At 54.2% G+C, this 13023-nt stretch carries 11 protein-coding genes; 6 read left to right on the top strand and 5 right to left on the bottom strand.

Annotation, left to right across the window (positions count from 1 at the left end; genetic code table 11):
- Nucleotides 1-41: 41 nt before the first annotated feature.
- From AC007G_RS02680 to AC007G_RS02665, 4 genes are read right to left on the bottom strand one after another with little or no spacing between them, the layout of a single operon-like run.
- Nucleotides 42-1460 (bottom strand): YlbE family protein, encoded by a 1419-nt coding sequence (locus tag AC007G_RS02680; RefSeq protein WP_032700636.1) that lies wholly within the window; start codon nucleotides 1458-1460, stop codon nucleotides 42-44.
- The gene (gene fdrA, locus AC007G_RS02675; protein WP_131055811.1) at nucleotides 1460-3007 is read right to left on the bottom strand and encodes an acyl-CoA synthetase FdrA; all 1548 of its coding nucleotides are present in this window, start codon (nucleotides 3005-3007) and stop codon (nucleotides 1460-1462) included. The genes AC007G_RS02680 and fdrA overlap by 1 nt, the downstream gene beginning before the upstream one ends.
- Nucleotides 2997-3860 carry an oxamate carbamoyltransferase subunit AllH family protein gene (locus AC007G_RS02670; RefSeq protein ID WP_032689117.1) on the bottom strand — a complete coding sequence of 288 codons (864 nt, stop codon included), beginning with the start codon at nucleotides 3858-3860 and terminating at the stop codon, nucleotides 2997-2999. The genes fdrA and AC007G_RS02670 overlap by 11 nt, the downstream gene beginning before the upstream one ends.
- A gap of 39 nt (nucleotides 3861-3899) precedes the next feature.
- On the bottom strand, nucleotides 3900-4505 hold the full coding sequence (locus tag AC007G_RS02665) for an ankyrin repeat domain-containing protein (RefSeq protein ID WP_032700633.1): 606 nt from the start codon (nucleotides 4503-4505) through the stop codon (nucleotides 3900-3902).
- 257 nt (nucleotides 4506-4762) lie between these two features.
- Between AC007G_RS02665 and AC007G_RS02660 the strand changes: the two genes are divergently transcribed.
- From AC007G_RS02660 to AC007G_RS02635, 6 genes are all read left to right on the top strand, one after another.
- On the top strand, nucleotides 4763-5257 hold the full coding sequence (locus tag AC007G_RS02660; RefSeq protein ID WP_032689114.1) for a DUF1097 domain-containing protein: 495 nt from the start codon (nucleotides 4763-4765) through the stop codon (nucleotides 5255-5257).
- A gap of 156 nt (nucleotides 5258-5413) precedes the next feature.
- The gene (locus AC007G_RS02655) at nucleotides 5414-6373 is read left to right on the top strand and encodes a LysR substrate-binding domain-containing protein (protein WP_032696486.1); all 960 of its coding nucleotides are present in this window, start codon (nucleotides 5414-5416) and stop codon (nucleotides 6371-6373) included.
- Nucleotides 6374-6435: 62 nt separating this feature from the next.
- Nucleotides 6436-6849 carry a DNA breaking-rejoining protein gene (locus AC007G_RS02650; RefSeq protein WP_032689111.1) on the top strand — a complete coding sequence of 138 codons (414 nt, stop codon included), beginning with the start codon at nucleotides 6436-6438 and terminating at the stop codon, nucleotides 6847-6849.
- A 763-nt stretch (nucleotides 6850-7612) separates the two neighbouring features.
- Entirely contained in the window at nucleotides 7613-8536 is a 924-nt protein-coding gene (locus AC007G_RS02645; RefSeq protein ID WP_004858977.1) for a sugar ABC transporter substrate-binding protein, read from the top strand.
- 33 nt (nucleotides 8537-8569) lie between these two features.
- Nucleotides 8570-10054, top strand: coding sequence for a sugar ABC transporter ATP-binding protein (locus AC007G_RS02640; RefSeq protein WP_032689108.1), 1485 nt, complete (start codon nucleotides 8570-8572; stop codon nucleotides 10052-10054).
- Nucleotides 10055-10073: 19 nt separating this feature from the next.
- Nucleotides 10074-11096: an ABC transporter permease gene (locus AC007G_RS02635; protein ID WP_172619965.1), complete on the top strand. Its 1023-nt coding sequence runs from the start codon at nucleotides 10074-10076 to the stop codon at nucleotides 11094-11096.
- Between the two features lie 100 nt (nucleotides 11097-11196).
- On the opposite strand, the gene AC007G_RS02630 is transcribed toward AC007G_RS02635, so the two are convergent.
- Nucleotides 11197-12894: a GGDEF domain-containing protein gene (locus AC007G_RS02630; protein WP_479466532.1), complete on the bottom strand. Its 1698-nt coding sequence runs from the start codon at nucleotides 12892-12894 to the stop codon at nucleotides 11197-11199.
- Between the last annotated feature and the right edge of the window lie 129 nt (nucleotides 12895-13023).

Genomic DNA, 13023 nt, shown 5'->3' with positions numbered 1-13023 from the left:
CAGCCCGGCCAGAGCGCTTTCGCCGCCGGCCGGGGATTTTGTTAAGCGCCGTAACGTTCGACCCAGCGCAAAATCGCCTTTTCAAAGCAGGCAAACGGCGGGTGGACGATACCGGCGCCGATCATACCGATGCCTGCATCTTTGTGGGCGATGGCGGTATTGATCACCGGCAGGATACCGCTGCTGCCGACGCGGGTAATATCGATAGCGGTCGGTACCCCCATAAACCCGAGCAGCGGGATAGTGACGTTCGGGTTTTCACCGAGGGTGATCTCACGCATCTGGCGGGAGAAATCGATGGCCTCGTCCACCGTTCCGCCAACCAGTGCGACGATGGCCGGCGCCGTTGCCATAGCGAACCCGCCAATGCCGTAAGTTTCGGTAATCGCGCTATCGCCGATATCGAGACCGGAATCCTCCGGCTTATAACCGGCAAACATCGGGCCAATAACCTGCTGTGCCGGGCCGGTGAACCACTCTCCCGGCAAGCCGCTGACTCGCAGGCCGAACTCGACGCCATTACGCGCCATGGTGGTAACAACGGTGCTGTACTCAATGCCATGGGCGGCATCCATCGCGGCTTTACACATTGCCATCCACGTCGGGCCGGAGAAATAGTCGCTGCTGGCGACGAACTCAAAGACTTCACGCTGTTGTTCGACCGGATAGCCGGCCTGAATAATGCCCGGCGTCAGCGCCTGGATCAGTAGCGTGGTGCCGGCATTGTTGCGGTTGTGGCACTCATCGCCCATATGCAGGGCCTGCGCCAGCATCAGGCGCAGATCGATTTCGCCAATCACCTTCATGGCGTCGCGCAGCATCGGTCCCTGGACGTCACGCATCCAGTTCAGACGGTCGATAACGCTCTGGTCGTTCGCCCCCATGCGCAGGATCTTCGCCATCTGCTCGCTCATGTTGGTATAAGCGATGTTGCCGTAGGTTTTGTTCTCGACAATATGCATAAACATGGAGGCGGAGGTGACGCCGGCCATGGACCCGACGCAGTCATGCTCGTGGCATGGTGAGAAGGTGATTTCACCAGAAGCGGCCAGTTCGGCGGCATCAGCAAGATCTTTTGCCAGCCCTTCAAATACCAGCGCGCCGGTGACCGCACCTTTCATCGCCCCGCACATCTTTTCCCACGTGACCGGCGGCCCGGCGTGGAGAATGGTTTTTTCCGTCATCCCAGGCACCACGTTGATGGCCTGGTCGAAGCCCGTCAGCACCGGATGCGACTGGATAATGCGTTCCAGCGCCTGCTGGTTGGCGGCGGCGATTTTATCCGCCAGCGCTGAATCGGCAAGCGCGTCGAGGGCATTGACCACCCGCATATTGCCCTGGCCTGGCGGCGTCCAGTCGAGCTGAGTCACCGCCGTATGCTGTTTTTTCAGATCATCGCTGAACATCGCGATCCCGACGTTAATAACGTTCAGCGGCTGGCTGAATAGTGACTGATTCATCAGGCGTTCTCCCCTTTGCAGATAAGTTCACGTGCCAGCAGGCCGGTCTCGGTACTGCTGTTGGCCAGAATGACGCCTGCCTCGCTAAGCATCAGGCGCTGTTGCTCCCGTGATGGCGTATCGATATCGGTGCCTAAAACGTAAGCGAGGATCGTCAGCCGACGGCCATCGGCGGCGGCAATGGCTTTTGCCTCTTTGATCGCCTCGATCGTCGAACCGACCGGATCGTCGTGCGAACCAAAGCCCAGCACGAAGTCCATCACGATCACCGCAACTTCAGGATCGCGCGCTTCCTGCAGCAGGCGGCTGATGCGGTTGGTGGGGTCGATCATCGGGTGTGGCTTACCATTGGTGAAGTCGTCATCGCCGAAATCGAGGAAGGTGTGCTTGATGCTGTGGTTGATATCGCTCAGGCGATAAGCCGGATCCGGCTGAATGTTGCTGTAAACTTCGGCGTGTTTTTCCAGGACGGCGAACATGGTTTCGTCGCACAGAGTACCGCCGCAGAACAGGCCGCGAATGTATTTCTGCTGCGGTGCGAGCTGCGCACGCACGTCAGCAATCAATGCCGGGTTCAGCGGGGGTAAATCGAGATTTTCTTGCTTAACGCCGCTCAGCAGTACCGCCTTCAGCGCCGCTGCTCTGGTGCCGCGGGCAAACTGCAGACCTTGCTCGTCGGCCGCTGGTTCGGCGCGGCCCAGGAAGCACACGACCACCGGTTTACGGCAGGCGCGGGCGCGCTCCAGCACTTTTTTCGCCACTGTCGGGGCAGGCGGCTTGGAGACGAGGGCGATAATTTCCGTTTGCGGATCCGCTTCCAGCATCTGAAGGGCATCGAGCATCATCATGCCGCCGATTTTTTCACTCAGGTCGCGACCGCCGGTACCGATAAGCTGCGATACGCCGCCGCCGAACTCGTGAATACGCACGCTCAGCTCCTGGCTACCGGTGCCAGAGGCGCCGATAATACCAATGTTGCCGCGACGTACCGCATTCGCGAAGCACAGACCGGTGCCGTTAATGATGGCGGTCCCGCAGTCTGGCCCCATCAGCAGCAGACCTTTCTCGTGGGCCAGCTGTTTCAGCGCCAGTTCGTCCTCGAGAGAGACGTTATCGGAAAACAGCATCACGTTGAGGCCGCTTTGTAACGCCTGTCGTGCTTCGCGGGCGGCGAACAGACCGTTGACTGAGATAACCGCCATATTGCTGTCCGGAAGATGCTTTTTAGCGCTGGCGAGGGTGGCATAGCGCGCTTCGTGCTGGCCGCTTTCCGCTTTTTTGCTAAATAGCGCTTCGATCTCGGCCAGAATTTGCTCGTTATCGGCGCCGTCTTTGCCATTTATGACGATCATCAGGTCGCCGTTTTTCGCCGCTTCCAGCTGCGGCGTCAGCAGTCCCAGGTTATGCAGAACCCCTTTGTTCATTTCGGTCGCCATCGCTACAAATGCCTGCTCTACGCCGTCGATCTTATTGGCGCGGGTGGATATCGACATTAATGAGACGGAATCAAAATAGGTATTCTTCTTCACGACTATTTTAACTGACATAATTCCCTCCATACGTTTGGCTCAGCGCGCAGGCATCCGCCATGCCCAATAGCATGTCGCTGCCGGAACTTGAGCCAATATTTTTAATATCGGCAATTGCCTCAATAGAAAAGATTGTGGGTTGATTAATTATGATATTTATCAACCCGGCGATACTTTCGCGATAGCGCTGATTAATCGCTGCCTCCAGCGTAATCGCGCTGAGCGGCGTGGTGTTATGCCTGGCACATTGCAGCGCCGCTAAAAATTCATTCCGGTATTGATTGGCCGGGTGTCCATGAATAAATAAAATAACGCTAAGTCCTACCAGGTAATCATCCGCCGAGGGCGTCAGGCCAATACCCAGGCCGAGCATATTAGCAATGGCGGCACTGATGTTTTTATTTTGCCGAAGCGCATTAAATAATATTTCCCGTCGATGCTGTAATTCTCGCCCCATCGCTTTATAAAACGGATTGTCACCGCGATAAAGAAATAACGTGTCGTCCTCATGCAGTTGCTCAATGATAATGTTTTGCCATCGTCGCCAGGCTATCCGGGTAAATGCTGCCGCGCTTAATACGGCCCCTGGCATTTGCCAGCGCTCACAGCGGTGGATGTCTATCCATTTATCATGGCCAATGTAAATCCCTGAATCGGTGAACCGGACGCTTTCCCCTGGCCGGAACAGGTTGTCAAAGTAGGTGAGTGCTAACCTACAGCTGTTGGGCGCGTTGTCATATGCGGCGCACAGCAGCGTCAGGAGCCCTGGCTTATCGGGGATCAGCAGGTTGACCGCACGCGAGAAGACCTGCTCGACCCGTCCGCCGCCGCGTTGAGTGAGAAAGCTCTCATCCGCAGTTAGCGCTTGCACACACCGCCGTGAGGTGGTGTCGATGGCAATTCTCCTTCTTCAGGCACCGGCGGCGACCAGCAGGTGGGCGATTTCAGCAAAGCCCTTATCCCATGCCAGTTCCAGCGGCGATTTGCCATATTTATCGGTCATATGTGGATTGGCGCCGTGGTTCAGCAGCAGCTTAACGATCGCTTGCTGCGTTGCGCCGCCGTCGTTTAAGACAATCGCTTCCAGCAGCGGTGTCCAGCCGACAAAGTTGGTGTGGTTGACGTTAATATCGGTTTCGGTCAGCAGAATTTTAACGATCTCAAGATGGCCTTTTTCGCAGGCCGGCGTCAGACCGACGCCGCCGAAACGGCTTAAACGCGCAAGGTCAGGTTTAGCTGGCAAAATTAAGCGCAGCAGCTCGACGTCATTATTCAGGCAGCTCAGTAAGAACGGGTTAAAACAGGTCTGGTCCTGCTTATCAATATCGACACCAGCGGCAATGAGTACAGAAACGCAGGCATAATGTTTATTCAGGCTGGCCAGAGTAATAGCGGTTCGCCCCTGGCGATTGCTGACATTAATATCGACGCCGCGCGCTAAACAGGCTTTTAATTGTTCGACATCACCTTGCTCCGCGGCCAAAAGATATTCAGCACTAATATTTTCCGTGGTCATCATCTTGCTCCTGTTGTTGCGGCTGAAACTATTTGATGGCTTGAGCATAGCAACCAAAAATAGATAAAAGAACCCGCTTAAATTTTATTCGCGATAACCCCACTGATTGTTGAATATTTTTTAATAATGGATGCAGACTGTGCGGCAGTGCAATGTTTGTTTCTTGCATGCGATTTCCCGTAATTCAAGAAGGGATTATTTCTATATAGTTCCCGAACGAAACCCATTTCCACGACCAATATCACGAGGGGGAAGAGATGAACGGACTCACCGCAACGGGGATTACTGTCGGCCTTTGTGCCGGGATCTGGCAGCTGATCTCCTCGCAGGTTGGGCTTGATCCGAGCTGGGGATTGCTGGGCACGATCGGCTTTGTCGCCTTTTGCAGTTTTTATGCGGCAGGCGGCGGTAAAGAGGGGTTTGTGAAGAGTCTTTTTGTTAACTACACCGGCGTCGTCTGGGCATTTCTGGCGGCAATGGCTGCGGGTGGACTTACTGCGGCCACCGGAATGTCATCCTTCTGGGCCAGCGTTATCACCACGGTGCCGTTCTCCGCGGTGATTGTCTGGCAAGGGCGCTTTTCCCTCACCGCGTTTATTCCCGGCGGTTTTCTTGGCATGACGCTGTTTTTCGCCTCCGGGATGAACTGGCCGGTGACGCTGCTGGGTTTTTTGGCCGGCAACGGCGTAGGGCTGATTTCCGAATATACCGGTCGAAAACTGAGCGAGGCAACCTCAAAAAGCCCGCGTTGAACCATGGCGCCGCGGAGAATTTCGCGGCCCGCGCGGGCGGACCCTGCGCATGGTGTTAAAAGATATTCAAAAATGATTGCCCGATGACAGGGACAGGAAATAGAGTCGATTGCAGGGTAGGGCTAATGGGCGGTTGACGAAAGCAGGAGCGGGCGAATGAACTCAATTTTTACTGAAGAAAATCTGCTGGCGTTTACCACGGCGGCGCGCTTTGGTAGTTTCAGCAAAGCTGCAGACGAGCTGGGGCTAACGACATCAGCCATCAGCTACACCATCAAGCGCATGGAAACGGGGCTGGACGTGGTGCTGTTTACCCGCAATACCCGTAGCATCGAGCTGACGGAGTCCGGCTACTATCTTTTCCGTAAGGCCACGGATTTACTCAATGATTTCCACGCCATCAAGCGCAGCATCGATACCATCGCCCAGGGCATTGAGGCCCGGGTCCGTATCTGCATCAACCAGCTGCTTTATACGCCGCGACATACGGCGCGTCTGTTGCAGGTGCTCAAAAAACAGTTTCCAACCTGCCAAATTACCGTTACCACGGAGGTGTATAACGGCGTCTGGGATTCGATGATTAATCAGCAGGCTAATATCGCGATTGGCGCACCGGATACGCTGCTCGACGGTGGCGGCATTGACTACACTGAAATTGGCGCCATTCGTTGGGTCTTCGCCATTGCTCCGGATCATCCGCTGGCGTTTATGCCGGAACCGATAGCAGAAAGCCAGCTACGGCTTTACCCCAATATTATGGTGGAGGACACCGCCAGCACGATTAATAAGAAAGTGGGTTGGTTACTGCACGGGCAGGAGGCGATTCTGGTGCCGGACTTTAATACCAAATGCCAGTGCCAGATCCTCGGTGAAGGCATTGGTTTTCTGCCGGATTATATGGTTCGTGAGGCCATGGCGGAAAACCGGCTGATTACCCGCCAGATTCATAACCCTCGCCAGGATTCAGGAATGCTGCTGGCGACCCAGCACGCGGCCAGTGGACAGGTGACGCAGTGGATAAAGAAAGAGTTTCGCCCCGGTGGGATATTAACCGCTATCTATAGTGATTTACTTCATCGCGAGATGACGGTGAAATCGTTTCAATCTATTTCCTGAAATTTTTCTGGAATACCTTATGTGCTATAACACCAGATATAAAAACATAAGGTGTTAATTAAATGAAAAATTTAAAGTTAATTGTTGGTAGCTTGATCTGTGCAGGTTGTTTATTGGCACCATTATCTGTCATGGCGGGTTATAAGATAAACACGATCCCGGTTCATTTCGATAAAGGCACCAGCGGAACCACCATTACAAATGCCCTGAGCGGCGCCGATGTGAAAGATTACACGCTGGTGGCAAAAGCGGGTCAGCTAATGCACGTCACCCTGAAGAGCAAATGGCCTCATCCTTATTTCAACGTGATCAACCCCGCGAACGAAACCATTTTTAATGGCTCGATGACAGAAGGTGCTTTTGAGCAGCGCCTGGCAACCAACGGAAAATATACCGTCCGCGTGTATCAGATGGGCGGCGCACGCGATGAAGGAAAAACCAGTGCCTATGAGCTGGCTTTGAAAGTCACGGACTAGCTTTGCCTGTATAGAGCCGCCGTTCTCACGTTATGCTGCGGCCACGTGAGGGGCGGCCTTTGTCACTATTTTGCGTTTTGGTGGCCGGGGCCGAGTGCAATGACCCGGTTTCAACCATCTCCCCATCGACACCCCTCATCCGATCGTGCTGGATGTGATTTTGGTCATCCACCCGCCATGCTGCCCCGTGCCCGCAATATATTTCATCCTCTGCGGGCGGGCCTTTAGCGCCTCTTTTATCGCCCCCGTCATGCCGCGACCATGGGCAATAACAAGCGCTCGCGCGATCTCAGACGTCGGAAAATGCCGCTGACGTTTCAAATCCCCCTCTTTTTAAGGCGGAAAATCTTCTCTGGCGGATTGCCAGCGTCAGGCCGGTGACTTGTCTGCAAACTGCTGAGCGCCTCTCATTTTTTGCGCGTTTATGCCGCAATGTTAGATATCTGTCAAAGTTTTGTTGCCAGGTAGTTTTAAAATTTTCATTTCAGTTATTTAATTATAAAAGTTTCATGTGAGTTGTTAATGAAACAAAACGTCTGAAATTGACCGGGTGATAAATCGTATGATTTATGAACTGCTGTTTTAATAATTCACTAAAAAACCACTGGATTAGGTGGTTTTGCTAAACATGTGCAAAAACAGCGCGGTCAGAAGCGAGACTTTTGGCCGGCGATCCGGCAGCTAGCAGCAAGACGCATTTACGAAATGAATTTTTCATTTCATCTCAATGAACTGGCATATCACTGAACCCCAAGGAACAACTATGAACATCAAGAAAACGATTGTTGCCTCTTTGTTAGTCTGTATGTTGCCCGCTGCGGTGATGGCAAAAGATCTCTCCGTCGGCGTTTCCATGGCGCTTTTCGACGACAACTTCCTGACTATCCTGCGTACCGCCATGCAAAAAGAGATGCAAAAAGAGGGGGTGAAATCGCAGGTTGAGGATGCCAAGGGTGATGTCGCGCAGCAGCTGCAGCAGGTGCAAAACTTTATTGGTCAGGGCGTCGATGCCATCATCGTCAACCCGGTCGATACCAATGCCGTGAAGCCGATTATCGATCAGGCGACCAAAGCCGGCATTCCGCTGGTCTTCGTGAACCGCCGCCCGCAGATTACGCTGACCGACAAAATGGCCTACGTTGGTTCGGATTCGGTACTGGCCGGCCGTCTGCAGATGGAAGCGCTGGCGAAGGCGATGAACGGCAAAGGCAACGTGGCGATTCTGCTGGGTGACCTGGCGAACGAGTCAACCCGCGATCGCACCAAAGGCGTGGAAGAAGTCGTCGCGAAATACCCGGATATCAAGATCGTCCAGAAGCAGACGGCGAAATTCATGCGTAACGATGCCGTGGATGTGGTGAGTAACTGGATGACCAGCGGGGAAGATATTCAGGCGATCGCCTCCAATAACGATGAAATGGCGATTGGCGCGCTGCAGGCGCTGGGAAGCAACCCGAAGCACATTCTGATTGCCGGTGTCGATGGGACCCCTGACGCTCTGCAGATGCTGAAAAACGGCAAGATGATCGCCACCATTTTCCAGGATGCTAAAGGGCAGGGGGAAGGGGCGGTGGATGCGGCCGTCAAACTGGCTAACGGGGAAAAAGTCGAAAAAGTCATCGATGTCCCTTACCAGCTGATTACCAAAGAGAATATGTCTGAATTTGTCAGCCGTAATCAAAAATAATCATTTCTGGCTCAGCGGTACGGAGGGGGATGTATGAACGCTTTTGCACTTGAAGCCGAAGGTATCAGTAAGTTCTTTCCTGGCGTGAAGGCGCTCGATAATGTCTCATTACGCGTGCGCCCGGGGACGGTGCACGCCCTGATGGGGGAAAATGGCGCGGGAAAGTCGACGTTAATGAAGTGCCTTATCGGGATTTACCGTCCCGATAAGGGCGCGATCCGGGTGAAGGGCGAACCGGTGCAGTTCCAGGATACGATGGATGCGCTGCGCGCGGGGATCTCCATGATCCATCAGGAGCTGAACCTGGTGCCGCATATGACGGTGGCAGAAAATATCTGGCTGGGGCGCGAGCCGATGAAATACGGCTTTGTCGATCATCGACAGTTGGCCCGCCAGACTCAGACACTGCTCAATAAACTGAATATCCGTTTATCCGCCGACCGCCTGGTGGGCGATCTTAGCATTGCCGCCCAGCAAATGGTGGAAATAGCCAAAGCGGTATCGTGGAACGCGGATATTGTCATTATGGATGAACCCACCTCGGCGCTGACGGAAAGTGAAGTGGCTCACCTGTTCACCATCATTCGCGATTTACGCGAGCAGGGTAAAGCCATTATTTATATCAGCCACAAGATGGATGAGATTTTCGCGATTACCGATGAAATTAGCGTCTTTCGCGACGGGACCTGGGTGGGCAGTCGGCAGACGGGCGAATTTACTCGTCAGTCGCTTATTACCCAGATGGTGGGCCGCGAATTAACTCAGCTGTTCCCGAAATTCAATAATACGATTGGCGAAGAGGTATTGACGGTCCGCAATCTGTCGCGCAAAGGCTATTTCGAGGAGGTGAATTTCAGCGTCCGTCGCGGTGAAATTCTCGGCGTTGCGGGCCTGGTCGGCGCCGGGCGCAGCGAAGTGATGGAGAGCCTGTTCGGGATGGAGCGCTTTGACAGTGGCGAAGTCCTGATTGACGGCCAGCCGGTGACGATCGACTCGCCTTCCGTGGCCATCGAAAAAGGGATGGCGCTGCTGACCGAAGACCGCAAAAAGTCCGGACTGTTCCTCGTGCTTTCGGTGATGGAAAACATGAGCATCGTCAATATGCCGGAATATATCGGCAAGAGCGGGTTTGTCAAACATATGAAGATGGCGGAAGACTGTATGGAACAGATCCGGCGTCTGAATATTAAAACCCCGACCATGGATCAGATTATTAATAACCTGAGCGGCGGTAATCAGCAAAAGGTCTTAATTGCCCGCTGGCTTTTAGCGCAGCCCAAAATATTAATTCTTGATGAACCAACTCGCGGGATTGACGTGGGGGCGAAGGCTGAAATTTATCATCTGATTAGCGAACTGGCGAACCGTGGCGTCGCAGTGATTATGGTCTCTTCTGAACTGCCGGAAATTCTGGGCATGAGCGATCGCGTTATGGTCATGCACGAAGGACGTATTACCGGCATCCTCGACAAAGACGAGGCCGATCAGGAAACCATTTTGTCGTTGGCATCCCACTGAGGTGTAGAGAATGAGCAATATGAAACTGACCGCAACAGCTGCAAATGAGCGATCCTCTTTCTTCGGTAATTTACGGCATAAATTACCGAAAGATACCGGTATCTTTATTGTTATGGTGGTCATCGCCCTGACATTTGAAATTGCCGGCTGGTTTGTCCGCGACCAGTCTTTCCTGATGAACACTAACCGCCTGGTGTTGATTGTCCTGCAGGTCGCCATTATCGGGATTATCGCCGTCGGCGTCACGCAGGTCATTATCACCACCGGGATTGACCTCTCCTCCGGATCGGTCATTGCCCTTGCCGCGGTGGTAGCGGCAAGCCTGGCGCAAACCTCGGATAGCCTGTCGCCGATGTTCCCGTCGCTGGTTAACCTGCCGGCGGTCATTCCCATTTGCGCCGGAATTGGCGTCGGGCTGATCTGCGGATTAACCAACGGCTTTTTGGTCACCCGTACCGGGATCCCACCGTTTATCGCCACCCTCGGGATGATGGTCTCCGCCCGCGGCCTGGCGCAATATTACACCCAGGGAAATCCCATCAGCTTCTTGTCCGACAGCTTTACGTCGATTGGTCAGGGGGCGATGCCGGTGATTATTTTCTTCGTGATTGCCGCTCTGTTTCACATTGCGCTGAAACACACTCGCTACGGGAAATATGTTTACGCCATCGGCGGCAACATGACCTCGGCAAAAGTGTCCGGCATCAATGTGAATAAGTATCTGGTTATCGTCTACACCATCGCCGGCGCGCTGTCGGGGCTGGCCGGGGTTGTGCTGGCGGCGCGCGTCAGCAGCGGGCAGTCCAGTATGGGGATGTCCTACGAACTGGACGCTATCGCAGCGGCCGTTATCGGCGGCAGCAGCCTGATGGGCGGCGTCGGCCGCATCACCGGCACACTGATTGGTGCGATGATCCTCGGCTTAATCAAAAGCGGCTTCACCTTCGTCGGCGTCGATGCTTACGTTCAGGATATTATCAAAGGGATTATTATTGTTGCGGCGGTGACGATAGACATGCGCCGTAACCGTAAGAAGCACTAAGCGAATGAAGAGATAACCCTGAAGCGATATCAGGGTTATCTCTTCGCGCTGTTAAACGACAGCATGATGAAAATGGCAAGGTACGCTGGCGCCGGTGAACTCAGGAGAGACCGCAAATCCGGTCACGCCCGCTGTTCTTGGCGTGATACAGCTCGCTATCGGCCCGCGACATCAGCTCCGGCAGCGGGCACTGCCAGCCTTTGGATACCCCGAAACTGGCGGTGATCTTAAAGGTGATATCGCCAGTCGTATGGAAGGTCAGCTTGCGGATTTCCTGCTGAATCCGTGCGGTATAGCTGGCGACTTCGTCTGACGAAGCGGCCAGAAACAGGACCGCGAACTCTTCTCCGCCGAGGCGGCCTACCACATCTTCCGGACGGCTCAACCTGTTCAGGGTTTTGGCAAGGGCAACCAGCACCTCGTCACCCATTGGGTGTCCCCAGTTATCATTTATCGACTTAAAGCGGTCAACGTCGAGCATCACTAACCAGGCCGGAAGCGCCTCGCTGGACTGACTTAATAGCGCATCAGCCCGGGTGCTAAATGCCCGGCGATTAAACAGATGGGTCAGCGGATCCTCTTCCGACTGGCGCTGGTACTGGCGGCTGATGCGGGCATCTTCACGGAGCTTTTTCCCGAGGGTACCCAGGGATGAAAACAGGCCCTGCACCTCTTCTGCCGTATCGTCATCGATTTGGACATGGAGCTGTTTTCCGGCAATTAGCGCCGCGGCGAGCTCATTTAAGCGCACAATGGGGCGTAAAACGCGAGAGCGAATATAGAAAATCAGCGCAATGGTCAGGGCATACACCAGCCCAAGCACGACCAGCCGTAACAGGAAATTCTTTAAGGCCCGATGTTCAACGGCAGTGTAGTGCTCCTTAACTCCGGTCATATAGGTGTTCAGGAGATTGTCAAACGAACCGAGGCTGGCGTGATAGGCGACGGCAAACTGTTCGGCGCTCACGCTGTAGGGCTTACCGCTGTCGCTCTCCGCGCTTAACCGATTGATTAGCGCAATCCCTTGGTGTTCAAAGTCCCGGAGCGTGTTTTCCAGCGTTCTCTGGAAGTGGGGAAGCCAGGCGACCTCATCTCCCTGCGTTTGCAGCAGCCACCACGCGGTATTAATCCGTTCGATACCGCGAATCAATCCTTCCCGGTTGGCTTGCGGTATCGGCGTGTGTGTGGCCAGCGGAATCAGCACCTGCGGACCGAGTCGGCCCGCAGCATCGCGCAACTCGCCCAACGCCAGCGCGCGCAGAATGGGCCCCAGCGCACTGGGCTGCAGCAGCAGAAACTCATTGGTGCGCTTGAACAGCGCCTTATGATAGAAATCCGTTGCCACCCCCATATCGTGAATCGCCTGGTCGGCGAGCTTCGGGTCGCTCAGCACCTCGGTACGAAAGCCGTTGGCAACGCGCCGGGAATGATCCAGCTGCTGCATCATTTCGCTCATCAGCGCCGGAGAGAGTAGGTTTTTCGGGATCTTCTGCATGTCACGGTCGGTGATGTCGCGATGAGCGACCAGCACCTGCCAGCGCGACTCTTTATCTTCAGGTGAACTTAATATCAGCTCGTTAACGAAGGCGCGCTCACCGGCCAGGTCATTAGAGACCTGTAGTACCCGGTAGAAAATATCGAACTGGATAACATTGTTATACGCGCTTTTCCACGTTTCCCATGAGCCGGAAAGCAGCCAGAAGGAGAGAATGGTGGTTAAAAAAATCGTCGCCAGCGCGGATCCCCAGATATAGCGGAGAATATTAGACGATGCTGAGGGTCTCTTTTTCGTTTTCACACGTCCCCTGGCGTCAGCAGTAAAAAGACGCGATTCGAAAATCATTGAGTGGAATTGAACTGAAATATAACGGAATTCGATGCCGTTATGTCCGCATATTTGCCTGCTGTATGCGATCTGTTGGCTGAT

This window comes from Klebsiella sp. CSG-1 (assembly GCF_056521145.1).
This window is presented reverse-complemented; position numbering and strand designations above follow the sequence as displayed.

Bases quoted from the DNA above. Each gene is read 5' to 3' on its own strand.
- AC007G_RS02680 (WP_032700636.1), bottom strand. From the start codon at position 1,460: ATGAATCAGTCACTATTCAGCCAGCCGCTGAACGTTATTAACGTCGGG.
- fdrA (WP_131055811.1), bottom strand. From the start codon at position 3,007: ATGTCAGTTAAAATAGTCGTGAAGAAGAATACCTATTTTGATTCCGTC.
- AC007G_RS02665 (WP_032700633.1), bottom strand. From the start codon at position 4,505: ATGACCACGGAAAATATTAGTGCTGAATATCTTTTGGCCGCGGAGCAA.
- AC007G_RS02660 (WP_032689114.1), top strand. From the start codon at position 4,763: ATGAACGGACTCACCGCAACGGGGATTACTGTCGGCCTTTGTGCCGGG.
- AC007G_RS02655 (WP_032696486.1), top strand. From the start codon at position 5,414: ATGAACTCAATTTTTACTGAAGAAAATCTGCTGGCGTTTACCACGGCG.
- AC007G_RS02650 (WP_032689111.1), top strand. From the start codon at position 6,436: ATGAAAAATTTAAAGTTAATTGTTGGTAGCTTGATCTGTGCAGGTTGT.
- AC007G_RS02645 (WP_004858977.1), top strand. From the start codon at position 7,613: ATGAACATCAAGAAAACGATTGTTGCCTCTTTGTTAGTCTGTATGTTG.
- AC007G_RS02640 (WP_032689108.1), top strand. From the start codon at position 8,570: ATGAACGCTTTTGCACTTGAAGCCGAAGGTATCAGTAAGTTCTTTCCT.
- AC007G_RS02635 (WP_172619965.1), top strand. From the start codon at position 10,074: ATGAAACTGACCGCAACAGCTGCAAATGAGCGATCCTCTTTCTTCGGT.